Annotated in this window: 26 protein-coding genes; 13 read left to right on the forward strand and 13 right to left on the reverse strand. The window is 55.5% G+C overall.

Features of this window, described 5'->3' with window-relative positions; translation table 11 throughout:
* The first annotated feature begins 60 nt into the window (after window positions 1-60).
* Window positions 61-1605, forward strand: coding sequence for an arylsulfatase (locus tag AC2FH8_RS14655; protein ID WP_281286306.1), 1545 nt, complete (start codon window positions 61-63; stop codon window positions 1603-1605).
* Between the two features lie 456 nt (window positions 1606-2061).
* Here AC2FH8_RS14655 and AC2FH8_RS14660 read toward each other — a convergent pair whose 3' ends face one another.
* Window positions 2062-2976: a LysR family transcriptional regulator gene (locus tag AC2FH8_RS14660; protein ID WP_496690104.1), complete on the reverse strand. Its 915-nt coding sequence runs from the start codon at window positions 2974-2976 to the stop codon at window positions 2062-2064.
* A gap of 120 nt (window positions 2977-3096) precedes the next feature.
* Here AC2FH8_RS14660 and AC2FH8_RS14665 point away from each other — a divergent pair, with 120 nt between their 5' ends.
* Window positions 3097-3369 (forward strand): hypothetical protein, encoded by a 273-nt coding sequence (locus AC2FH8_RS14665; RefSeq protein ID WP_132245889.1) that lies wholly within the window; start codon window positions 3097-3099, stop codon window positions 3367-3369.
* Window positions 3370-3828: 459 nt separating this feature from the next.
* Window positions 3829-4461, forward strand: coding sequence for a tyrosine-type recombinase/integrase (locus AC2FH8_RS14670; protein WP_496690105.1), 633 nt, complete (start codon window positions 3829-3831; stop codon window positions 4459-4461).
* A 331-nt stretch (window positions 4462-4792) separates the two neighbouring features.
* Here the strand turns inward: AC2FH8_RS14670 and AC2FH8_RS14675 are convergent, their stop codons facing one another.
* The 8 genes from AC2FH8_RS14675 to AC2FH8_RS14710 all read right to left on the reverse strand — a co-directional run bounded on the left by AC2FH8_RS14675 (window position 4793) and on the right by AC2FH8_RS14710 (window position 12076).
* Window positions 4793-7144, reverse strand: a complete 2352-nt coding sequence (locus AC2FH8_RS14675; protein WP_496690106.1) for a thiamine pyrophosphate-binding protein — start codon at window positions 7142-7144, stop codon at window positions 4793-4795.
* 30 nt (window positions 7145-7174) lie between these two features.
* Entirely contained in the window at window positions 7175-7555 is a 381-nt protein-coding gene (locus AC2FH8_RS14680; RefSeq protein WP_496690107.1) for a VOC family protein, read from the reverse strand.
* Window position 7556: 1 nt separating this feature from the next.
* Complete coding sequence (locus AC2FH8_RS14685; RefSeq protein WP_496690108.1) at window positions 7557-8570, reverse strand: zinc-binding alcohol dehydrogenase family protein; 1014 nt, start codon at window positions 8568-8570, stop codon at window positions 7557-7559.
* A gap of 23 nt (window positions 8571-8593) precedes the next feature.
* A complete protein-coding gene (locus tag AC2FH8_RS14690; protein WP_496690109.1) occupies window positions 8594-9655 on the reverse strand; it encodes an L-dopachrome tautomerase-related protein in 1062 nt (353 codons plus the stop codon).
* A 61-nt stretch (window positions 9656-9716) separates the two neighbouring features.
* Window positions 9717-10808, reverse strand: a complete 1092-nt coding sequence (locus AC2FH8_RS14695; RefSeq protein WP_496690110.1) for an L-dopachrome tautomerase-related protein — start codon at window positions 10806-10808, stop codon at window positions 9717-9719.
* Window positions 10809-10861: 53 nt separating this feature from the next.
* Complete coding sequence (gene nfsB, locus AC2FH8_RS14700; RefSeq protein ID WP_496690111.1) at window positions 10862-11527, reverse strand: oxygen-insensitive NAD(P)H nitroreductase; 666 nt, start codon at window positions 11525-11527, stop codon at window positions 10862-10864.
* 88 nt (window positions 11528-11615) lie between these two features.
* Window positions 11616-11753 (reverse strand): hypothetical protein, encoded by a 138-nt coding sequence (locus AC2FH8_RS14705; RefSeq protein ID WP_496690112.1) that lies wholly within the window; start codon window positions 11751-11753, stop codon window positions 11616-11618.
* Window positions 11754-11785: 32 nt separating this feature from the next.
* Complete coding sequence (locus AC2FH8_RS14710; protein ID WP_496690113.1) at window positions 11786-12076, reverse strand: putative quinol monooxygenase; 291 nt, start codon at window positions 12074-12076, stop codon at window positions 11786-11788.
* Window positions 12077-12180: 104 nt separating this feature from the next.
* On the opposite strand from AC2FH8_RS14710, the gene AC2FH8_RS14715 reads away from it, so the two are divergent.
* Window positions 12181-13086, forward strand: coding sequence for a LysR family transcriptional regulator (locus AC2FH8_RS14715; protein WP_496690114.1), 906 nt, complete (start codon window positions 12181-12183; stop codon window positions 13084-13086).
* Window positions 13087-13906: 820 nt separating this feature from the next.
* Here AC2FH8_RS14715 and AC2FH8_RS14720 read toward each other — a convergent pair.
* A complete protein-coding gene (locus tag AC2FH8_RS14720; RefSeq protein WP_281995616.1) occupies window positions 13907-14590 on the reverse strand; it encodes a GntR family transcriptional regulator in 684 nt (227 codons plus the stop codon).
* Between the two features lie 303 nt (window positions 14591-14893).
* Here AC2FH8_RS14720 and AC2FH8_RS14725 point away from each other — a divergent pair, with 303 nt between their 5' ends.
* The 8 genes from AC2FH8_RS14725 to AC2FH8_RS14760 all read left to right on the forward strand — a co-directional run bounded on the left by AC2FH8_RS14725 (window position 14894) and on the right by AC2FH8_RS14760 (window position 21158).
* Window positions 14894-15865: a TRAP transporter substrate-binding protein gene (locus AC2FH8_RS14725; RefSeq protein WP_170620204.1), complete on the forward strand. Its 972-nt coding sequence runs from the start codon at window positions 14894-14896 to the stop codon at window positions 15863-15865.
* Between the two features lie 118 nt (window positions 15866-15983).
* Window positions 15984-16478 (forward strand): TRAP transporter small permease, encoded by a 495-nt coding sequence (locus tag AC2FH8_RS14730; protein ID WP_282027874.1) that lies wholly within the window; start codon window positions 15984-15986, stop codon window positions 16476-16478.
* A gap of 2 nt (window positions 16479-16480) precedes the next feature.
* Window positions 16481-17767, forward strand: coding sequence for a TRAP transporter large permease (locus AC2FH8_RS14735; RefSeq protein WP_281995618.1), 1287 nt, complete (start codon window positions 16481-16483; stop codon window positions 17765-17767).
* Between the two features lie 18 nt (window positions 17768-17785).
* A complete protein-coding gene (locus AC2FH8_RS14740) occupies window positions 17786-18220 on the forward strand; it encodes a GlcG/HbpS family heme-binding protein (protein WP_281995619.1) in 435 nt (144 codons plus the stop codon).
* Between the two features lie 9 nt (window positions 18221-18229).
* The gene (locus AC2FH8_RS14745) at window positions 18230-19111 is read left to right on the forward strand and encodes an NAD(P)-dependent oxidoreductase (protein ID WP_281995620.1); all 882 of its coding nucleotides are present in this window, start codon (window positions 18230-18232) and stop codon (window positions 19109-19111) included.
* 57 nt (window positions 19112-19168) lie between these two features.
* The gene (locus tag AC2FH8_RS14750; RefSeq protein WP_281995621.1) at window positions 19169-19912 is read left to right on the forward strand and encodes an SDR family NAD(P)-dependent oxidoreductase; all 744 of its coding nucleotides are present in this window, start codon (window positions 19169-19171) and stop codon (window positions 19910-19912) included.
* Between the two features lie 17 nt (window positions 19913-19929).
* Window positions 19930-20241, forward strand: a complete 312-nt coding sequence (locus AC2FH8_RS14755; protein ID WP_170662651.1) for a cupin domain-containing protein — start codon at window positions 19930-19932, stop codon at window positions 20239-20241.
* Between the two features lie 5 nt (window positions 20242-20246).
* Window positions 20247-21158, forward strand: coding sequence for a sugar kinase (locus AC2FH8_RS14760; RefSeq protein ID WP_281995622.1), 912 nt, complete (start codon window positions 20247-20249; stop codon window positions 21156-21158).
* Between the two features lie 159 nt (window positions 21159-21317).
* Here AC2FH8_RS14760 and AC2FH8_RS14765 read toward each other — a convergent pair whose 3' ends face one another.
* The 3 genes from AC2FH8_RS14765 to AC2FH8_RS14775 form a co-directional block, all read right to left on the reverse strand.
* Window positions 21318-21869: a GNAT family N-acetyltransferase gene (locus AC2FH8_RS14765; RefSeq protein WP_496690115.1), complete on the reverse strand. Its 552-nt coding sequence runs from the start codon at window positions 21867-21869 to the stop codon at window positions 21318-21320.
* A 181-nt stretch (window positions 21870-22050) separates the two neighbouring features.
* Entirely contained in the window at window positions 22051-22278 is a 228-nt protein-coding gene (locus AC2FH8_RS14770) for a DUF1127 domain-containing protein (RefSeq protein WP_171126200.1), read from the reverse strand.
* Window positions 22268-22492, reverse strand: a complete 225-nt coding sequence (locus AC2FH8_RS14775) for a YjiS-like domain-containing protein (protein WP_281995624.1) — start codon at window positions 22490-22492, stop codon at window positions 22268-22270. Before AC2FH8_RS14775 ends, AC2FH8_RS14770 begins: the two co-directional genes overlap by 11 nt.
* A gap of 100 nt (window positions 22493-22592) precedes the next feature.
* Between AC2FH8_RS14775 and AC2FH8_RS14780 the strand changes: the two genes are divergently transcribed.
* Window positions 22593-23534, forward strand: coding sequence for a LysR family transcriptional regulator (locus AC2FH8_RS14780; RefSeq protein ID WP_281995625.1), 942 nt, complete (start codon window positions 22593-22595; stop codon window positions 23532-23534).
* The last annotated feature ends 209 nt before the right edge of the window (window positions 23535-23743 follow it).

Here is a 23743-nt window from a genome sequence, read left to right on the forward strand (position 1 = left end):
CGCTGTGGATAGGCTGCGGAAAGTAAAAAGGCGGAGGGACAAATGAAAACATTAGCGGCAATGACACTTGGGCTGTGTATCGTAGGGTCTAGCGTTTGGAGTGACGAAAGTGAGCGCCCAAACATACTCGTGATTATGGCTGACGACGTAGGATGGGCAAGCCTCGGCGTTTACCATGGGGGTATCAAAAGTATCGAGACCCCAAATCTCGACCAGCTTGCTTCCGAAGGTGTACGCCTGACGGATTACTATGCTGAACCCAGTTGTACGGCGGGTCGGTCGGCATTCATGACAGGACAAATGCCTATTCGAACAGGTATGCACACTGTTGGTCTCCCGGGCGATCCAGTTGGGTTGCACCCCGATGATCCCACGCTGCCAATGTTTTTGAAGAAATTGGGCTATACCACGGGTCAGTTTGGCAAAAATCATCTTGGAGACCTGAATGAGTTTTTGCCTACCACCAAGGGCTTCGACGAATATTGGGGTTGGTTGTATCACTTGAACGCAATGGAATACACAAGTGACCCAGACTGGCCCGATGACCCGGAATTCGTGGCGCAGTTCGGTCCACGTAACATCATCCATTCGTACGCTACCGAAGAAGACGACGAAACGATCGACCCTCGTTTTGGTAAAGTTGGAAAACAACGCATTGTCGATGATGGGCCCGCCCCACCAGAACGGCAAGCGACCTTGGACGATGAGGTAACAAATCACACCAAAGACTTCATTTCTCGCGCGGTAGAAGCAGATACTCCATTCTTCGTGTGGATGGCTCCGGCACGGGCTCATGTCTGGACACATCTTAGTCCCAAGTATGAGGCGATGCTTGGTGACGGTCGCGGTCTGCAAGATGTCATTATGAAAGAACTGGATGACAACGTCGGGAAAGTCTTAGCTCATCTGGTCGACCTTGGAGTGTCCGACAATACTATCGTCATGTTCACCGCGGACAATGGTCCGGAGACGCTGACGTGGCCGGATGGAGGCACGACACCCTTTCATGGCGAGAAAGGAACGACTTGGGAGGGCGGTTTCCGCGTCCCGGCGGTCATCAGGTGGCCCGGCAAGATCCCCGAAGGGCAGGTGTTGAACGGTATTTTCAGCGGCTTGGACTGGATGCCAACATTTGTTGCTGCTGCGGGTGGTCCGGCGGACCTCAAAGAGAAACTGTTAGAAGGTTATGAAGGCTTCAAAGTCCACGTCGATGGCTACAATCAACTTCCTTATCTGAGCGGAGAAGCGGAAGAGAGCAGCCGTCGGGAACTGCTCTACTACCAGGGAACGGACCTTCAAGCTGTGCGCTATAATGATTGGAAAGCTCATTTCGTAGTTCAAAACCATGGATGGTCTGGCCCAAAAGAAGAGTTGGTAGCTCCGTTGCTCTATAACTTGCGCAGAGACCCGTATGAGAAAGCAGCTGATGAAAGTGGCATGTATGTCCGTTGGATGGGAGAAAAAATGTGGGCGTTCGGGCCCGCCGCACGCATTGTGCAATCGCACTTGGCGACCTTCCAAGACTTCCCGCCGCGAGGACGACCGGTAGCAAATCAGAGCCACGTAGAAGAACAAACTTCCAAGGAAGGTGGCATGTCTCAGTAGAAAACTGAACTTCCACTATTCAAATGCAGGGCGAGCTTTCGTTGGACACAGCCGCAAGCTCGCCTTTGTGAAACTACATTTTTGGCGACCCAAACGGGTCATTACTTTGAGTAAATGGCCGACACTTTCTGATTTTTGTAAATGGCGGTTTTGTCCGCATCTTACCAGTTCGTGCACCGCGCAGCGAACGGCGCGATTTCCAGAAGCAGCCACTCCTGTCCGTTGCAGCGAAGGCTACCGAAGAGCCCATGGCAGTCATTGCCATTTTTCGCTGCGCGCGCTCGCAGCGCGAAAAATGCTGCGAGTGCATATTTTGTGACGCCGCGCGGCGGCGGAGATCGCTGCCAATCGTTCACCGCGCAGCGAGGATTTTTAGGGCAACTCACGGGTTGCGGACAAAGCTGCCTAAGAGTTTGGAAGAGCCAATGGCGGCTTTTCTCGTTTCGCGTGTAAGGATCACCTGAGACCGAAACCGTATTCCGTTGCCCAAATCTGATCCATCATAAAATCTATGAAAAGATGCGCGAGGCCATCTTGCGGACTATTCGTGGGATAGATCGCGTAAACGTCGATCGGGCGTAGCTTCACATGCGGCAGCACGTGGACAAGGCGCCCAGAGCGGAAATCATCTGCGACGAGCGGATTGGTTTCGATCATGAACCCCAGCCCTTCATCAACAAATTTTCGCGCCATCGTAAAGTTGCAGCACGTGACTACTGTCTTTGGTACCCGATCTGGGTCTGTCCCGTCTGCCAACGTTGCGAATGCAGACCAAGGCACCGGCAGGCTTTGTATCCAGTCCCATTCGGCCAAGTCGTTCATGGATTGGGGGGTGGGTCGGCCCTGCACATATGACGGTGCCGCGAAGACGCTGAACTTAACGTTACCCAACTTGCGCGCTTTGTAACTGCTGTCATCGAGGTCGCCCACGCGGCCCCGGATCGCGACATCAATGGTCGACCCTTCCAAAGGGATCGCACGGTCTTCAAGCTGAATGGACAGATGCACACCCGGATAGGATTGGGCAAACCGGGTAAAAGTTTCGACGTAAGGGCTGTGGGAAAACGGGGTCGACGCAGCGATAGTCAGTGTTCCCGTCGGGTGCGACGCTCGTCGCTGAACCGCCGAAAGCCCGTCTATAGCCGCTGCGGTCATACGTTGACTAGCCGCCAAAAGCGCTACGCCTGCGTCGGTCAAGGACATGCGGCGGGTCGAGCGATACAGCAGCGGTGTACCGAGGTCTTCCTCAAGCTTTGAGATGTGGTGGCTGATTACTGATGGTGAGAGGCTCAGCTTTTTCGCCGCCTGCCGGAACGATCCTAGTTCCGCCACTGTCTGAAAGATCGCCATCGTTCTGAGTTGATCAATCATTGTTCGATCCTATGAAATTATGAACCGCATAATGCCTATATACTCACATAATTTTGGGTGTGCCAACATTCAGGACATCGGGCAACTGCCCGGTATCTCTGATGATTGAAAGGACACATCATGGCACTGCTCGTATCTGTAACCCGCGTCTCTCACATCCCCGTGGGACCTGAACTCGAAGAATTTCACGCCGCACACAAAGAGCTTTTTGGAGATGCCGCCGGTAAGTTAATTTTCCTGCGGGACCCGAATGATGCCAATCAGGCGGCCGTCGTTGGCGAGGTCCACGACCTTGAAAAAATGCGTGCCATCAGCCGAACGCCGGAGGGTGATGCGATGATGCGTAAGTTCGGTTTCGTCGAGCAACTGAGCTACTTCTTGGAGGACGATTAGGAGATGTGGTTCCGGCGGCCAAAACGTTCGTTCGGTAAGCACTCAAACTCAGAAGCTAACGGATCGGCGCATGATCGGTTCGAGCAGAAGCTGCAGGAGTTGTTTGTTGCGCAGCAGCATTTTTGCATATTTCCGGCCTGATGGTTTGGATGTCTCTCAAGGCCAATCAAAGCGCGCGATGAGCACCGCCATGCCCATCGCGCGCGCCATGCGCAGCGAAGTGTCGACACCGTCGACAGCCACTTTTCGACCAGAAGCCCAAGCGGACATTCATTCATCGCGCAGCATCCGACAACATGGGCTCTGACCGGACCAATGCCAGCGCGGCAACGACTGAAATCGCGCGTCTCTGACACCGGTCATCCCTTCAGACTGTAGGATCATTCTTTCAGACTGTAGGATCGTCCCGTCAGCGCGGTGCTGATGCTTGGGTGCGGAGGGCGGATCGGAGGGCATATTATGCCACGAGTTCAACTTCCCGCAGTCACCCCCAAGCGCAAGGCTTGGAACAAAGGACGCATCATTGGTCAGAAGAGGCCGCTGTTGCCAAAACAGGTCTGGGCGATCCGGGCCAGGCTCGAACTTGCGGGCTATCTTCGCGATCTGGCTTTGTTCAACGTCGCCATCGACAGCAAGCTGCGTGGCTGTGATCTGGTTAAACTGTCAGTATCCGATCTCGTCAAAGATGACCGCGTCTGTGAACGTGTGTCGGTCATCCAGAGCAAGACCAAGCGAGCGGTTCAATTTGAACTGACTGAAAACACGCGTGAAACCGTGCGGGCTTGGGTCAAATCACCGGAGATGTTTGCGTTTCGGTTTATGTTTCCCAGCCGCATCCATGATCGGCCCTACATCTCAACCCGCCAGTATGGACGGCTCGTTCGTGATTGGGTTACGGCGATCGGACTGGAGCCCAGTGGATATGGCACTCATTCGCTCCGCCGAACAAAGGCAGCGGAGATTTACCGAAAAACCGGAAATCTCCGTGCCGTTCAACTGCTGCTTGGCCACACCAAGGTCGACAGTACTGTTCGGTATCTTGGCGTCGAACTCGAAGATGCCCTGAGCATCGCTGAGCGTATCGACATCTGAGCCATCTTGGCGAACGGTCCTGCCGTTCGCCATTTCGAAGCGGGTGTTTGTCCATTCTGCGGCGTTGGTCGGTGCGGAGCCCAACCTGTGAATTTGATTTCTTGCTGTATGGGCGCGCAGTGGAGAACTGGCTGCCGTAGCCTCGGTCGAAGTGCTTTCACGTAGGCGGTTAACCGGTCGTTTGGTGATTTGCCCAGAAAAATTCTGGGGGCAATTTGCATTTAAGGGCCGTCGCCGCTTTGGCACATCCGCCCGTAATGCTGCTGTCGCGGTTGTCATTTGCCAAGGCCGATGACAACCGCGGGCGAAACTGGACCATTGATGGCCCCACCTAAGGTAGCACTATGGCTGAACGCGCGAGGCTGTGCCGATCAAGACCGAAGTGACGGTAAAGATCCCCGATGGTGCCGGTCTGGCCAAAGTGCTCGACCCCATGCGACACAACCCGATGCCCTGCAACCGAGCCTAGCCACGAGAGCGTCGCCGGGTGGCCATCAATCGCGGTGATCAAGGTGCAATGGCCTGGCAGTTCGCCCAAAAGACGCTCCACATGCGATACGGCCTGCGGGTTGCCCCGCGCCCGTTCCCGCTGCGCGGCGGTCCAGCCTGCATTGAGACGATCCGCCGAGGTCACCGCCAGCACGGCAACGTCGCGGCGATGCTCACCGACCAGACCTGCCGCCGCAATCGCCTCATCCGCGACCGCACCTTGATAGGCGATGACAACTGAACAGTTCGGCCCCGGCTTGCGCAGCCAATAGGCCCCATCAATGGCCCCCTGACGGAAGGCATCGTCAACCCGTTGACCCGGCTGTTCGAGCGGTTTGGTGGTCAGGCGCAGATAGACCGATCCGCCGGTTTCATCGCGCAGCCAGGTGCGCTCGTCCGGGTCGCCTTCGCCATCGCGCTGCATGTAATCAAAGGCCCATTCCATGATGACCGCGAGCTCATCGGCAAAGGCCGGTTCAAACGAGGCCAGTCCGTCCTGCGCCATGCCGGTGAGCGGCGTGCCGATGGACTGATGCGCGCCGCCTTCCGGTGCCAGCGTCACCCCCGAGGGCGTGCCGACGATCATGAACCGCGCGTCCTGATAGCAGGCGTAGCTGAGCGCATCCAAGCCCCGGTGCACAAAGGGATCATAGACCGTGCCAATCGGGATCACCCGCTTGCCCCAGAGACTGTGCGACAAGCCCGCCGCCCCCAACAGGAGAAACAGGTTCATCTCCGCGATACCCAGTTCAAGATGCTGGCCCTTGGGGTCAAAATTCCACTTGGCCGTCGAGGGGATGCGATGTTCGATAAAGGCGTCCTTTTGGGCCTGTCGCGCAAAGAGCTTGCGGCGATTGACCCATGGACCAAGCCCCGTGGTGCCGGTCACATCCGGAGAGGTGGTCATGATCCGCGCCGCAAGATCGCTGTTGCCCCGCGCCAGATCGTCAAGGATCTTGCCAAAGGCCATCTGCGTTGAAATCTCGCGGCTTGTGTCCACCGCCACGGCAGGCACCGAAAGCCGCGCGTCCGAGTAGCGCCGCGCCCCCTTGGCAAAAAACGGCACTTGATCGAGGAAGCTCTGAAAGACCTTTGTGTCAGAAACGGTCGCCATCGGCTCCCACTCCTCGCCCTCGGCCACACCCATATGGGTCTGCCACTCGGCCATCTGCGCCTTGGTCATGAGACCGCCGTGGTTGTCCTTGTGGCCCGCAATCGGCGTGCCCCAGCCCTTGATCGTATAGGCCAGAAAGCAGGTCGGACGGTCGTGGTCGATGGCGGCGAATGTATCGGCCATCGTTTCAACGCAGTTGCCGCCGAGGTTCTCCATAAGAGCCGCCAGTTCCGCGTCGCTGCGCTTGTCGATCAGTGCCGAGACCACGCCTTGATCGCCCAGATCCTCCATCAGGCGTTTGCGCCAGTTGGCCCCGCCCATATAGGTCAGCGCGGAGTATTCCACGTTCGGGCAGGCATCGATCCAGTCGCGCAGGGCCGCGCCGCCGGGTTCCTTAAAGGCGGCCCGTTGCAGGGCGCCATATTTCACCCGCACCACATCCCAGCCGAACGCCTCGAAGATTTTCTCGACCCGGCCAAACAGCCCCTCGCGCACGATGCCATCAAGGCTCTGGCGGTTGTAGTCGATGATCCACCAGGTATTGCGCAGGTCGTTCTTCCAGCCCTCCTGCAAGACCTCGTAAATATTGCCCTCATCAAGCTCGGCATCGCCCACAAGCGCCACCATCCGGCCCGGAGTAACATCACCGCCCCAGTCCTTTGCGGTGATGAAGTCCTGCACCATGGACGCAAGCGCGGTGACCCCCACGCCAAGGCCCACAGACCCGGTGGAGAAGTCCACATCGTCGATATCCTTGGTGCGGCTCGGGTAGCTTTGCACACCGCCGTAGCCGCGGAAGTTCTCCATCTTCTCGCGGGTCTGGTGGCCCATCAGATATTGCATGGCGTGGAAAATGGGCGAGGCGTGCGGCTTGACCGCTACCCGGTCCTCGGGGCGAAGCGCCGAGAAATAGAGCGCGGTCATGATCGACACCATCGACGCGGAGGACGCCTGATGACCGCCGATCTTGATGCCGTCTTCCTTGGTGCGCAGGTGGTTGGCGTTGTGGATCATCCAGTGGGAGAGCCACAACAGCCGCTGCTCCACCGTTTTTAGGTGTTTGATTGGATCTTTCGACAAGCGATCCTCCTCCCTCATGTCCGACCGTGTTTAATCGTTGACTGCGAAATCAATATGGACGTGATTGCCGTCCGGATCGCGCAAATGAAACTGAACGAGCCCAACGCCTTCCAGTTCAAGGCGCTTATAGTGATGCTTGCGTTCGTTTAGTTTGGCTTCGAACGAGTTCTGGCCGGTTGCGGTCAGGGCAAAGTGTTCGAGTTTTAAATCCTGTTCGGACCCCACCGCAGGGGTGCCATCATGTCCAACCAAATGGATGACAGCGTTCCCGCCCGCGTAGAGCCATGCGCCCGGGAATGGAAAGGCCGGGCGCGGGCCGGTGCGCAGGCCCAGTATCTCTTCGTACCACGCCACCATCTTGTCCAGTTGCGTGGTTTGAATATTGACGTGATCGAGCCTGCGCACCTGCATCTTAGAACCCTTCCAGCGTAATCTTGCCCTTGGCCTTGCCGCTTTCAATCAAGGCATGGGCACGCTTGAGGTTCACGGCATTGATCACCCCAAAGCTCTCGGTGGCGGTGGATCGGATCTTTCCCGCATCAATGAAGCCAGCCACGGTATCAAGAATGTCGCCTTGGCGCGCAATGTCTTCGGTCGTGAACAGGGAACGAGTGAACATCAATTCCCAGTGGATCGAAACGGCTTTGCCTTTGAACGGCATGATATCAAAGCCTTTGGGGTCGTCGATGAGGCCGAACCGGCCCTGCGGCGCGATGAACTCGGCGATTTGCGCGACATAGGTTTCGGAATAGTTGGTCGAGAACACGAAGGCGGGCGCGCCAATCCCGAGCGCTGCGATCTGTTCAGGCAGCGGTTTGGAATGGTCGACAACGTGGTGCGCGCCCAGCTCGTTCACCCAGTCCTGCGTTTCCGGGCGCGAGGCGGTCGCGATGATAGTCAGATCGGTCTGTTCGCGCAAAAGCTGAATGGCGATAGAGCCCACGCCGCCAGCGCCGCCGATGATGACGATGGCATTGGCTGCTCCGGGCACCGGATCGGTAACCTTTAGCCGGTCAAAGATCATCTCCTGCGCGGTCAGGGTGGTCAGCGGTAGGGCCGCTGCGGCTGCGGTATCGATGGACTTGGGCGCATGGCCGACGATGCGCGCGTCGACCAGATGGTATTCCGAATTGGTGCCGGGGCGGTTGATCGCGCCCGCGTACCAGACCCTGTCGCCGATTTTGAACCGAGTGACCTGCTCACCAGTTTCAACGACCTCGCCCACGGCGTCCCAGCCGAGGATGACGGGCGTGTCGCCTTCGGCCGCGCGGCTGGAGCGGACCTTCGTGTCAACAGGGTTCACTGAAACGGCCGCGACCTTGACCAGGATATCATGGCCGGTTGCCGTGGGTTTTGCGATGTCCAGATCAATCAGCGCATCGTCGCGATCAATGGAACCAGGTGTCGTGTAGCCAATGGCTTTCATGGTTTTTTCCTTTCAGAATTTGTTCAGTGGCCCAACCGCCCGGGCGCGAGCGGCGGGAAGCGGAAGATGTAATAAGGGGCTGCGGTGCGTTCTTCACCGCCATTGAAACCTGCGGCTTCGGAGACCTGAGCGGCGGAGACATACATCTGGCCATCGGCGGCATAGCTGACCCCGTCTGGCCAGATCAGGCGGGGGTGGCTGGCGTATTCGGCATATTCGCGGGTCTCAGCCGGAATGACGCCGACTGCCGTCGTTTCGACTGCCGTCAGGTAGAGGTTCCCGGCACGGTCGATGCCCAAGCCGCCATTGTTCGGCTTTTGCGCGTAGCGTTCCACGCGGTCGCCCAATTCCGTGGCGCCAAGCCGCTCGTCGGCGATATCGTCCAGCCGCACGCGGTAGATCCAGGATCCGCTAAGCGGGCCGAAATAGAGCCATTCATACTCCAGGTCGGCCACGATCCCATCGGCGCCGATGCGCAGCGGCGTGCCCTGATCGTCCACCGTCAGCACGCGGTCGCCCAGTTTGATTGGCACATCCTCGGGCAGGCAGCTTTCGTGGCCCTGCAGCAGACGGCGCGTTTTGCCGGTCTTCATGTCGATGGTCACCAGCGCGGCCTTGGTGCCGTCGCCGCCCGGGCCGATGCCCTCGTCGGCGATGATGATCAGGCCGCGCTTTTCGTCGATGGTGAAATCGTTGTGCTGCGATTCCGGCAGGCTCGCCGGCGCGGGAATATAATAGATCCGTTCCAGGCTGTCGGTGTTGCTGTTCCAGCCAACCAGCTTGGGCGTCAGCCCGCCGCGGGTGCCCATGTCCAGCATCCAGATCAAGCCGTTGCCGTCGCCGCGCAAACCAAGAACGGAATCGAGGTAGTGATCGCTGTCGGTCTTTGGCGTGTTCCACTCACGGTTTGGCCAGGGGCTCGATCCGTTGCGTGCTTCGTTCAGCTTGGCCACGCGAATGTCCGGTTCGAAGAACGGATGGTGGCTGAAGATCACGTCGCTGTGCGGCGTGAAGGTGATGTTCCCCACCGCCTCTGGGAGTTCGGCAAAGATCTCGGCCTCGATCGGCCAGTTCTGATGGTTCATGGTTTCTTTCCTGTCGGCTAGAGGGGCCCGCCGCCCGGTGGGACGGCGGGAGGCGTGGCGTTCAGGGTTTCGCGGTCAGGATGAAATAGCGGTGGTCGCTGCCATCCTCGCCCATGTTCAGGGCCGGGTGCGTGTGCAACTGGTTGGCGACGATGTACATCGTGCCATCCGGCGCAAAGGCAAACCCGTCCGGCCAGCGCAGCAGCGTGTCGTCCTGCGCAAACACCTCGAAGCTGTCGGCGGTGGAAACGGTCACCGCGTTTCTGGTGACATCGCCCGAGAAGACGCGGCCCGCGCCGTCAACGATGAAGCCGTCATTCGGGCCCTTCTCGCTATAGCGGGTGATCTGCGCGGCCAGGGCCGCGTCATCAAGGCTGTCATCCGCCAACGCAGCGGCCGGAATGCGCAGAATATCGCGGCCGTTCATGGTGCCGAAATACACATGCTCGAATGATGGATCGATCGAGATCGCGTTCATCGAAAGATGCCAGGGCTGCGGGTTGCCCTCTCCATCGGTGAAGCCGACAAGATTGCCGTCAATCACAACGTCCTCGTCCGACGGCATCAGCGGCTCAGCACCTTCCAACACGCGGCGGGCCGCCCCGGTTTCTAGGTCGATGACCACAAAGGCAGGCTTCAGGTCGCTCGCCGGTGCCGTAAAGGTCATGTCGGCGATGTAGATCTGGCCCCGCGCCTCATCCAACGCGAAATCCTGCAGGAAGGAAATCGGTGTCACCACGTCGGCGGGAATGTCGATTGTCCTGTGCAGGACATTTTTCTGCGTGTCCCAAGCGACGATCTTGGGCCCGCTGGTCTCACCGCCCATGTCCAGAATCCAGACCACGCCATTCGAATCAGACTTGATCCCGATCGTCCCGGCGATGCCTACATCACCGGTCTCTGGCCCGTCGGCCCAGTCCTGCGTCGGGAATGGCACTTTGGTGCCATCGGCCAGCACCTCGACCACTCGAAGCGCGGGGCCATCCAGCGGCTGCTGGGTGATGATCACCCGGTTGTCCGGTGTCACGGTGATATTGCCGGGGCGCGTGTCGGTGATTTCGGCAAACGTGGTCAAGGAGTTGTCCGCAAGGACCTGACCAGCGAGGGAAATTGTCAGGGCAACAGCGGATGTGAGAAGCTTGGTGGTGGTCATCGGGGTTCTCCGTCGTAGGGGAATGGGTCGGCAGGGCATGATGGACGTCCTCGTCAGACGTCGGTGATGATCTCGGCCTCGATCAGTCGAGACTTCGGAAGCGCGGCGTTGTAATCGGCATCCGGGTCGGAATAGCCGATGGGCACGACAAAGAGACTGGCGTAGCCCTTGTCCCGCAGGCCGAATTCCGCATCGAGCACATCGGTGTCCACGCCTTCCATCGGGGTGGCATCAATTCCAAGCGTCGCCAGACCAAGCAGGAACTGGCCGAGGTTCAGGTAGACCTGATGTGCCATCCATTGCTGGCCGTCGCCGATCTGGTTTTGGTGAATGTCGACGAACATCGACCGCCCCTTGTGCATGGCAGGCTTGAATTCATCCGGGTTCCCGGCAAAGCGGCCGTCGGCCTCTTCCTGCGCCAGAACCTTCTGAAGATAGGCCTCGTCGGCATCGATGCGTCCGGCAAAGACAACGACATGCGAGGCGTTCTTGATTGCGCCAACGTTGAAGGGGAATTTCTCTTCCGCCGCCTTGGCGACACGGGCCTTGCCCTCGTCCGTTCCCGCAATCACGAAATGCCAAGGTTGCAGGTTCGTGGAGGACGGCGCGAAGCGTAGCAGCTCGCGCACCTGTACCATATCGGCTCCCGAGATGCGGCGCGGTACATAGGCCTTGGTGGTGTGGCGTTGTTGAGCGAAGTCGGTAATGTGAATGGTCATGGCTCTGATCCTGTTCTGTCTTCAAGCAATAGTGAGACGTTCCCGGCACGCAGGCGCCGGGCCATTTGTTTCGTGCAGGCAGATGTCTTCACACGCGGGGCGATCTGCTCCAAAGGCGGCGCAGCCACGCGCTCAGGTCGACGGCCATCTGCGCGGACCCGGCATTCCGAATTGCCGTCAGGCCGGTCGGATGCAACGTCTGGGGAGGCCGTCGAATAGCTGGCATGTTGCGCGCTCCTGTGGACTGTGTTGCCCGGATCAATCGATCCGGGTCATTTCGTTGAGCGTGAACTGCGCAACTGCGCCCTCGGTCGCTGCCATGTAGGCCGCCAGGTGCGGAGCGTTCATGTGTTCCTGCCACAGCTCCCGGCTTTCCCAGTTTTCATAGAAAGTGAAATGGGCGGGGTTCTCGTTGTCTTGGTGCAAATCGTAGTTGATGCAGCCCTCTTCGGAGCGGGTGATCGGGATCAGCTTCATCAGCTCTGATTTCACGAGGTCGATTTTGTCTGCATTCGCGTGAATGTTCGCGACGATGGTCAGCTGGGTCATGGTGTCACCTTTCGGGGTTCTAAAGCTTATGGGCCGAAGGTAGCTGCTTGCCTTGACCGGATAAACGGGAGATCATCGGATAAATAATCCGAGATATCCGTTTAATGCTGATCGACAACATTCGCCTGTTTCAGACCATCGCCGAAAAGGGAAGCCTTGTTGCAGCCGCCCGCGAAGTCGGGATGTCGGCCACCACCGTGTCTGAACGACTTGCCGCGTTGGAGGCGCACTACGGCGTTGTGCTATTCAATCGCACCACACGCTCGCTCAGCCTGACTGAAGAAGGGCGGACCCTGCTCAACGGCGCAAAGTCAGTGCTGGCCGAGATCGAAGATCTTGATACGCGCATCCGGCATGGCGCGGATACGCTTTCGGGACCGATCCGCATCAGTGCCCCTGTCGATCTTGGGCGAAGTATCGTGTCCGACATTGTCGAGCGATTTACACAAGACCACCCCGCGATTTCGGTCGAGTTGTCCTTGTCGGACGGCTATGTCGATATCGTGGGGCAGGGATTTGATCTGGCCCTGCGGTTCGGAACGATCACCGACAGTTCGCTACGGACTCGCAGCATCGGTCGATATCGCCGTATCGTGTGCGCCGCACCATCCTACGTGGACCAGCACGGCACCCCTCGAACACCGGAAGACCTGACGCGACACAATTGCCTGATCATGAGGTTCGGCAACAGCCTGGATAACGTCTGGCGCTTCGGAACCGGCGCATCGGCTCAGGAGGTTACCGTGCGTGGTGACAAAGTCGTCAATGATGGCTATCTGGTGCGCCGCTGGGCTTTGGCAGGCCACGGAGTCATTCTGAAGTCCGAGCTTGATGTCAGACAAGACTTGTCAACTGGCCGGTTGGTGGCCCTTCTTGAAGATTTCGCCGCATCTGCGAACCCTCTGCAAATAATGTTCCCGCCCGGACGCGCGCAACCGCGGCGTGTCGGTGCGCTTGCGGATGCAATTCGGAAAGGATTTCGTGAGATTGCCAGAGCCTCGACGGATTAAAACTCGAATTCGGTGAGCTATCCGCTGATGTCTACGAATTCGTCAGAGTTTCCATCTCTCTGAACCTCATCATACTGACAGATATCAACGCCACTGCCCAGCTGGAAGCCTATTAGACAGCCTTTGTTGCGGCGGTAACAGGTAGTTCACTCAACTAAAAGGCGGCCACTGTTTGGACGCGCTATGTTCAGTTTTGGGGTTGGCTAGGTCTCATTTATTCAACCGAGTTGCCGCAAGATGTGGTCCCATTCCGGCGGAATTCGACACCCTCGAATGACCGGTTTGGTGACGTCGATCCAAACGCAGCAATCCGCGGCTGCAAGTTCAAGCAGATTCTGCATTAGCAATAGCCGCGATTACTCGAGTCCGGTTTGTCCGCACCTCGCTAGTCTGACCATATCGCGGCGAAAGTGCGGTCTCGGTTCTAGCCTTGTAAACGCTGGCTAACGTCCGGTTCGGTGATCTTCGCTGCGGGGCAGCGTCCGGCCTGCCGCAACCGCAAAAGAATGCTGCGTCAGCAATAGCCGCATGTACACACGTCCGCTTCGTCCGCAGAGCAGTTATTCAAGCCGAGTGCTGCGAATAGCTGCTTTGAGCCCAGAGCTGCCGTCCGTTGCGGCCACGCCAAGCCCTCCAGCGATGTCGATACAACAACCGTTCTGAATGTTGTCGAGTATAAGCGGACATTGGATTTTAGTATGCGAGGTGTTGCCCGGTGAAACTAAGCAAGAATATCATTCGCTAAAAAAGAAGCCGGCAAGTACGGTTTCTTCGCCGGTCCAGGTCGTGAAAGAAAAATACGATACGCGGGTTTCCGAACTTATTCAAAATACTCCGGATGGCGTTCGTGAATAAACGCAATGGTGTCATCAAGGCGGGACAAGTGTTTTCTAACTGCGGTCTGCGCTCTTGACAGATCCCGCAAAGCGAGCCCGCCTGCGATTTCATAATGGTCTTCTAAAATGGAATTTGCTTCGCGGTCTTTCCCAAGGCCAAGCATGCAGAGACGATCCACTTTTTGCTTGCATTCCAGCATTACTTCGAATGCTAGTGGATTGCCGCCCAGAACATAGATCAGTTTGTGAAAATCATAATCAAGCGCATGGAAGGCGGGTAAATCCCCTTTGGCCAAGGCGTTCTCCTGAAGGGCGAGGTTTTCTCCAAGCTTCGCATCCTTCTCTGCGTCCCAAGTTTCGATCGCTCCATGAATAACTTCAAGTTCGACGGCCCTGCGTACCAAACGAGCAAGCTCTAGGCGGTCCATTGAAAAGCCGCGCACCTCTGTCGCTTTTTGCGGTCGGATAAGTAGTAAATCCTCATTTCCAAGCCTGGTGAAGGCGTTGCGAACAGGTTGGCGAGAGACGCCAAATCGGCGTGCGACTTCCGTCTCGGATAATTTTGTACCGGGAAGAATTGCGAGCGAAACGATCTGATCGTGCAGTGTTTCGTAGACGGCATCAGTGGTTGTTCGGGTTCTAATTCCGTTCACGATTTTTTCTTCCATCCTCTGATTCATAATTCTGTCGCCATGGTCTGGGGGGTGTTTAAGGCATTGTTATATAATACTAAAATCCGTATCTCCTACGTATTTCAGTAAGGCTTTTTCAGCTAATATCAAAGAGCCTGTAATCATTGAAGTCAAGGCCGTCACATGTTTCAAACGAGTTGTTGACTTAACTTGGATACTAGTGTCCTTATAAGTTCAGCAGTGATTCCGGCTCAGGGAGGAAGCAGGAAGTTTTGCGACTTTCATCCTCCAGACGACACTTTTTGGCCTGTTGCTGCCCAAAAAAACTGGAGGAGACCCATGACTTCTACGAAATCGCTTTTTGCAGCAGTAACCGTTGCACTGATCGCCTCATCAGCATCGGCCGAAAGCTGGCGCGCTTGGAACATTCACAATGACGGCCACCCCAATACGGCGGCGATGGACAAGTTTGCTGAGCTTGTAGACACAGCCACAGATGGTGAAGTCACGGTAGATGTGTTCCACGGCGGCGTTCTTGGCTCGCAGCCCGATGCGCTGGAGCAAGTGCGTATTGGAGCCATCGAGGTTGGCAACTTCAACCTTGGCCCGATTGGTCCGATGGTCAAAGAGGCAAACCTTGTATCGCTTCCGTTCATCTTCAAAAGTGTGCCGCACATGTTCCGAGTAATGGAAGGTGAAGCTGGCGCGGTCGTTGCCGAAGCGATGGGTGAGGCAGGGGTCCTTCCACTTGCATATTTTGATGCTGGAGCCCGGTCATTCTACAGCCAGAAGCCGATCAACTCTCCAGCCGATGTGGAAGGCCTGAAGATCCGAGTTATGAACAACGATCTCTACACTTCGATGATTTCGGCGATGGGTGGAAATCCGTCTCCCATGGCGTTTTCGGAAGTACAACAGGCACTGAAAACAGGCGTTGTTGATGGTGCAGAGAACAACTTCCCGTCGTTCAAAAACGTTGGCCATTATGAAGTCACATCGCACTATTCCCTATCTGAGCATCTGATCATCCCCGAGTGCATCTGTGTGAATACGGCTAAGTTCAACGCGCTTAGCCCCGAACTACAAGAAGCTGTACGCAGTGCGGCACAAGAAGCGGCTCTGTATCAGCGCGAACTGTGGGCTGTTGGATCTGAGCAAGCGCGCTCTGACGTTGAAGCGGCTGGCATCACAGTCAACGAAATAGCAGACAAGGGCCCCTTCCAGTCCGCGATGGACGTAGTCTATGCCGACTACCTTGCTGCCAACCCAGATATGACAGCGTTGGTCGAGATGGCCCAGGCCACTGAGTGATTTTCCAAAGCGAACACAAAAAAGGCGCGTCCGGTTTCCTTCAAAGAAGCCGGGCTCGTAAAACAAAAAAGGGGGCGGCATGCGAGTTTCAGGCAAGACATCAGAGTTTATGAGGAGGATGGATATCTTCCTCGACCTGCTCGCCCGCCTTTGTACCTTGTTGGCCGGCGTCGCCATCGTGACTATGACCGCCATCTTCGCGTGGCTGGTCTTTGGCCGGTACGTCCTCAATGACACGCCCACTTGGGTTGAACAGGTATCGCTTTTACTTGTCATGGTCATTGCCTTCCTCGGCGCAGCAGCCGGAGTGCACAACCATACCCACCTCTCTGTTGTTCTTTTTCGTGGCATGGTGCCGCCGAAAGTACGAACAGTCTTTGTCTGCATCACAGATATGCTGCTAGCCGGATTTGGCGCGATGATGTTCTGGTATGGGCTTGAATTGACCGAATTCAAATGGGGCACGTTGATCCCGCTTATTCAATGGCCCGAGGGCCTGAGATCCCTGCCTATGACCATTAGCGGAGCATTGGTCCTTCTGTTTTCCATCGGTCATCTGATCCGCCTGTTTCTGGGCGAGGACGCGCGTCAAGACAGTATAGATCAGGGTTAATCATGGGACTTGCAGTTCTTCTCGGGGTCTTTGCCCTTTCCGTCATCATCGGCACTCCAGTCGCTTACGCACTCGGGATTTCTGCCTTGGCTGCGTTTTGGTATGAAGGCTTGCCCTTGTTCGTCGGCTTTCAACGAATAGTCGCAGGAATCAACGTTTTTTCGCTTATGGCGATCCCGTTTTTCATTTTCGCTGGCGAGCTTATGTTCCACGGCGGTATAGCCGTCAGATTGGTCAGGTTCGCGCAAGCTGCTGTCGGTGCCGTGCGCGGCGGGCTTGGCATTGTGAACGTGTTTTCTTCCATGCTTTTTGGTGGGATTTCAGGTTCGGCGATTGCGGACATATCCGCGCTGGGCTCAATTCTCATCCCCGTTATGAAGGACAAGGGATACGACGCTGACTATGCGGTGAATGTGACGGTGACGTCTTCCATCGCCGGGATCATCATTCCACCCAGTCACAATATGATCATCTTTGCTCTTGCCACGGGCGGTGCGGTATCAATTTCCAAGCTGTTCTTGGCGGGTGTGATCCCCGGCATCCTGATGTGCTGTTGCTTGGCAATTGCTGCGTATGTGGTCGCGGTAAAGCGCGGCTATCAGGCTGAACGGTTTCCAGGATGGACGGCGCTGGCGTACGCGTTTGTCGGCTCCATCCCCGGCTTGCTGACTGCGGTCATTATCGTCGGAGGTGTCCTTTCAGGCATCTTTACTGTGACAGAGTCCGGTGCGTTCGGGGCTATGTATGCCTTTGTTGTCACGCTGATCGTCTACCGCAGCCTGTCATGGGATGCCTTTAAGATTGCTGTAATTTCGTCCGTGCGCACAACGTCGATGGTCATGATCCTGATCGCTTGCGCCGGGGCCTTCGCCTACATGCTGACCTACAACCGCGTACCAACCAAAACGGTCGAGTTCCTTTTGGGGATAACCGAGAACCCGATCCTGATTTTGCTGATGATCAACGCCGTTCTTTTGCTGCTTGGCATGATTATGGATATGGCAGCTTTGATCCTCATCTGCACGCCGATCTTCTTACCGGTGATGAATATGCTGGGGATCGATCCGCTGCAATTCGGCATGATCCTTCTGGTGAACCTTGGTCTGGGGCTTTGCACGCCTCCGGTCGGAACGTGTCTGTTTGTAGGCTGTGCGGTTGGCCAGTTGCCGATGGAAAAAGCCATTAGAACGATCTGGCCTTTCTACCTTGCGATCTTCGCAGCGCTGATGCTGATCACCTTCGTTCCTGCCATCTCGCTCACACTTCCGACTCTCCTAATCGGCCCATAAAGCCCAAAGGACACCGCTATGCTGAATATCAAACGATTGGACATTGAAGAGGCGCGACGGCTGATCGCGGTCGCTAGGCTCAAAGCCGAGGATATCGGGGTGCCAATGTGCATCGCTGTTACCGACGAAAGCGGCATCCTCATCGCATTTGAGCGAATGGATGGCGCCAAGATTACCAGCGTCAATCTGGCGATCGATAAGGCTTACACCGCATCCGGCATCAAAAAGAGCACGCAAGCCCTGGGTGAAGTCAGTCAACCGGGAATGCCAGCGTATGGCATCGCCTCGGCCTTAGGCGGACGTATGGTGACCGTTGCCGGCGGTCTTCCTGTGCTTGCTGGTTCTGATGTCGTCGGCGGCATTGGTGTTAGCTCAGGCTCACCTTCGCAAGATCATGACGTCGCCCAAGCTGGGGCCGACGTCCTTTCCAAAATGAAAAACCCAAACGCTTAGGAGGCGCAAATGTCGTACCCAAAAATCGGTTTCATTGGTCTAGGCCAAATGGGTAGCAAGATGGTTGAATGCCTCCAAAACAATGGTTTTGATCTTGTGGTCATGGGCCGCAACAAAGCGGCGGTTGCCCAAACCGTTGCGCGCGGCGCGGTCGAGGTCAGCACCCCTAAGGAACTCGCCGAGGCCAGTGATATCGTCATGCTCTGCGTGACAACATCTGACGTGGTCGAAAGCCTGATTTACGGCAAGAATGGTATTCTCGCCGGGATCAAAGAAGGCGCGGTGGTCATAGATTTCGGCACGTCCATTCCAGCGTCAACAAAGAAAATTGGCGCGGACCTTGCGACAAAAGGGGCCGGGATGCTCGACGCACCGTTGGGGCGTTCACCTATGCACGCCAAGGACGGTTTGCTGAACATCATGGCAGCGGGCGATATCGAAACGTTTGAAAAGGTCAAACCTGTGCTCGACGTGCAGGGCGAGAACGTGTTCCATCTTGGCACACTCGGCGCGGGCCATACGACTAAGCTGATCAACAACTTCATGGGTATGACAACAGCGTGTACCATGAGCCAGGCATTTGCAGTTGCAAAACAAGCGGGCATCGATGGCCAGCAGCTTTTTGAGATCATGTCTGCGGGCCCGTCCAATTCTCCATTCATGCAATTTTGCAAGAATTACGCCGTCGATGGTGTAAGTGATCTTGGGTTTTCGATCAGCAATGCCAACAAGGACATCGCTTACTTCGTTCAGATGATCACTGACATTGGAACACGCTCCGAAATCGCTGAAGGCACTTCCGCAAATCTTCAAACGGCGCTTGATGCAGGGATGGGCGAAGGCAATGTCCCCGAAATCTACGACATGTTCGTCAAACGCGGTGCAGCCTGAGCAAGCGCCCGCTGGAGCACGACAATTTTCAATTCAGAGCAATGATGAGGGATGGCTATGAAGCTCGCTGGAAAATCGGCAATTGTAACTGGAGCCGGCCGAGATATCGGTGCAGCTGCTGCAATCAAACTAGCCTCCGAGGGCGCACAAGTTGCAATAAACTATTTTGCCAGCAGCGCAGGCGTTGAGGACGTTGTGGCCAGGATCAAAGCAAATGGCGGAACCGCATTCGCGCTTCAAGGAGACTTAACGCAGAAAAGCGACGTTGACGCATTGGTGGCGCGATCTCTCGCGGAGTTCGGCAGTATTGACGTTTTGGTCAATAATGCGGGCGGTTTGGTTGCCCGCAAAACAGTCGCAGAGTCCTCACTTGAGCATTGGCGGTATGTGATGGACTTGAATCTGACCAGCAACTTCATGATGACGAACGCCTGTTTGCCTCATATGAAAAGCGGTACAATCGTCAACTTGGCAAGCCAAGCCGCTCGCGATGGCGGTGGCCCCGGCTCAGTTCCCTATGCGACCTCAAAGGGCGCGATCATGACGCTGACGCGGGGTTTGGCCAAAGAGCTAGGCCCGGATATCAGAGTCAATGGGCTTTGCCCTGGGATGATTGATACTGATTTTCATAACATCCACACACCGGACGCAGGACGTCGCGGCTTTGAAGCCGCTGCGCCAATGAAACGTCAGGGCACCATTGAGGATGTCGCAAACCTTGTCCTATTCCTAGCCTGCGACGACAGTGCTTTCATTACAGGAGCTAATGTCGATCTGAATGGTGGAATGCTTTTCTCATAATGTAGCGGAGGTACACCTTGCCTGAATTTCCAGTTGTCTCGACAGGAGAGAATGTCACACGGCAAGTTCTCTCTGATCATCCTAATCTCATGGTTGTTGCCTTTCGGTTCAGCAAAGCAGGTGCGATAGGCGCGTTGCACAGCCATCCGCATGTCCAGTCAACATATGTCGAAAGCGGCCGGTTCCGGTTCACTTTGGGCGAAAGTGACCAAGAGTTCGGGCCAGGAGACAGTTTTGTCATTCCTTCAGATCAAACCCACGGATGTGTTTGCCTGGAACCAGGAAAGCTCGTGGATAGCTTCACTCCGCGGCGTGACGATTTTTTGTAGAACCCATGCGTATCTTAGCAATCGGCGAGTGCATGGCGGAACTTGCTCCCCTAGGCGGTCCAGGGGAGTTCAAGATCGGGTACGCTGGTGATACGTTCAACACAGCTTGGTATTTAGCGAAAATATCACCGAATACAGAGGTCGCTTATTTTACGGCAGTTGGTGACGACAAACTGTCCCGCGAAATGCGAGCCTTTATTGACAGAACAGGCATCGATACCTCTCACATTTGTGAAATCTCGGATGGAACTGTGGGTCTCTATATGATCCACCTTTCCAACGGTGAGCGTAGTTTTTCCTACTGGCGCAACAGCTCTGCCGCCAGACGGCTTGCTGACGACCCAGACGCGCTTGACCGTGCTATCGAAAAAGCGGATTTGATCTATTACTCAGGAATTACGCTGGGAATTCTTGGTCCTCAATCGCGAGAAAACCTACTTGGTGCTCTCCAAAAGGGGCGCGATGTAGGGAAAACCGTGGCTTTCGATACGAACATCAGACCCAAACTTTGGTCGAGTACCGAAGAAATGAAACGTTCAATCATGCGCGCTGCTGAACTCTCGGATATCGTGTTGCCGTCTTTTGACGATGAAAGCGCGTGGTTTAATGACGACTGTCCGACCGCGACTCTTGAACGATATGCAAGACATGGTGTGGAGCGGATCGTCGTAAAGAACGGCGAGCATTCTGTGGTTTATCAAGATGGGAATATTAGAGGGGAGGTGCCCGCTAAGCCGGAAACTTCCGCTATTGATACAACAGCCGCTGGTGACAGCTTCAACGCTGGCGTTTTGCTCAGCGTTTTGGAGAAAAGCGATTTCCGCGCAGGAATATCATTAGGCTGCCAATTGGCCAGCTACGTAATCCAAGCCAAGGGAGCGCTGGTTCCTGTCGATGCACTGCGTGTTACAGCCTGAGGCGATAAATCCCGACTTGTGTTTAACGTGGAATATTCGCACCGCACGGCCATTATCTCAAGAAAGGTAACTTTAACACTGAAACAATAAAGGCATTAGAAAAGGTCATTCGCTTAAGTGCAATCAAAAGACCGCAATACGCAGTGTGCCATTGGTCGTCTAAATAAAAAGCAGATGTGAGTGTGCCCTAATTTCAGCGAAAATCTCAATGGCAATTGACGTTGGCGTGGGCCAGTTGGGATGCAACACTGATTCAACAACATCTGCGTCAGCTACAAACCGCGCGTTATGTTTCGCCGCAAGATAGCGCATGTGGCGGTTTTCCTTCAGACACATCATTTGGATAGTCCGGACGCCTCTGTTCTGCGCCATCGCGTACATCTGTCGAAACAAAGCGTCGCCAATCCCAATGCCTTGCCATTCGGCTTCGACAGAGAGTGCAACCTCTGGCTTTGATGGCCATGAATGAAAGAGGCCGCGCAGTTCCACAAGGCCCCTCAATTGGCCCCAGACAAACGCTCCACAAGCGATACTGTTGTATCGAAGGATATTCTGTGCGTAACTCAAGACACCATTGTCGTCGACGGCTCCACAAAACCGTGCCGGCCGCGTTTGGACATCTAACCGCAGAAAATGATCACAGATTTTATCTTGATCGCCGAAACCGAGACGACGGACGACCAGATCTTGTGAAGTTCTCCTATCGCTCATTTCTCGGGGCTCCTGCTTGGCAGGTTGGTTTGGGCCAGCACTTTCGGGAGGAGTTGAAAATGCTGGCCCGTGCGTTGGCGCTCCCTGTTGGCTTTTTCGCCACCGCTCATGCTGGCTTACTCTGGGAGGAGCGAGAACCAGCATTTTCCGTGTAAGCTTTTGGACCTGAGGGCTCGCTTACCTATTCGTCAGCCATCAATTTTCCGGCATATTCCGGGATCTCAGATCGCGAAATTCCGATCTGAGAGAGTTGGTAATCGCTCATATTTGAAAGCGCAGAGAGCATCCGGGCCATTTTCAGTGCCTTCAAGGCCGCATTGGCCGTGGCTCCGATCCTCGCCAGGAAGCTGATTGATAGGGCGATGGAGTGACTACGATCTGTACTAGCCGTTTGGGTGTTAGCAGCCATATGCAGCCTCCATAGCAAGTTTTTTGATGCTACTGCGTGGAATGCCCAGATCTATTAAGTCACGGTCAGATAGCACCGAGAGCTCATAATACGTTGCGCGATAAACCCTGCGTTTGGCCTGTGCCTTTCGCATCGTGTCCAGATTTTGATGAAAGAACGTGCGGCCAGCTTCGAAAACGACATCCAGCGCGCTGTTTGATCGTGTAATTGCCATGATATTGCCTCGTCCGTTGCTGCAGTGCAGTATTTATGCTGCAATGCAGAGGTACGCCTGTTTGGTAGCGCTCACAATTTGGCAATCTGGCATAGGCCCCATGCCAGATTGGAACAGCAAGGGTCATGACATGGATATTTCTGCGCAAATGTTAATCTTTGCGACGGTTGTCGAGCAGGGCAGCATCTCTGCGGCTGCAAGATCAATGGGGCAGACCCCATCAGCAGTAAGTAAGCAGATCGGATTACTTGAAGATCAGGTTCACTACCACCTTCTTAATCGCACCCGAACGGGTGTCTCTCCGACGCGAGAAGGCCAAGATTTCTATGAAAAATGCAAAGCGATGGCTGACAAATTCAATGAAGCCAAAGCGATGATCCATAGCTTTGACGGCGTCCCACGCGGAGAACTCAGGATCGCGTCCACTGTCGCCTTTGGTAAGTCACAGTTGATCCCCGCCTTGCCTGAATTCATGGAGGAGAATCCTGAAGTTCAAGTATCGTTGGACTTAACCGACCGGGAGATTGATCCTCGCAGTGAAGGGTTTGACGTGGCGATCTGCTTTGCGGAACAACACAAGAATCCAGATATGGTCATCAGGCGCATTATGCAGAGTCGGAGGGTACTATGTGCCTCACCTGAATACCTTGAGCGTTCTGGAACACCGTCGAATTTCGCCGAATTGGCTGAGCACAACTGCTTGAGAGTTGCTGGGAGAAGCCAGCGGAACGCTTGGAACAGCATCGAACCGAACGCAGGCGAAAAATTTGAAGCAACGGGTAGTTTTGAGGGAAACAGCACCGATGTCGTCTTTCGAGCCGCTCTTGCTGGCATTGGGATCGCACGGCTGCCATGCTATATGGCAAACATTAAATTTAGCTCCGGCGAACTTGTCCACGTCATGCCGGAGTATGCACCACCCAGCACAGATATTGTCGTAATGTTTGCCGAAAGGCGGAATCTGGCACCAAAAACCCGCGCGTTCGTAGATTATCTCGTGCGGCGGTTTCGGGATACCGAAGAGAACCAAAAGAACGGCTAACTACGCGTAGAAACGATAGCAGTTGTCCAAGTTTATCCGATCCAATCTGCTGTGACTGTTTAAAAGCCAGCCGAGTTTCAAACAGAACTGACTGGGCACCTCGATCAAAAATCTGGTAGCGGTTGGTGAATATAGAATTGGTTAATTCAAACTAAGAGGAGCCTTTCTCCGAACACATGATCAATGGCTGCTATTAGCGGCATTAAAGT

The sequence above is a fragment of the Ruegeria sp. CDSC025 genome, assembly GCF_059610805.1.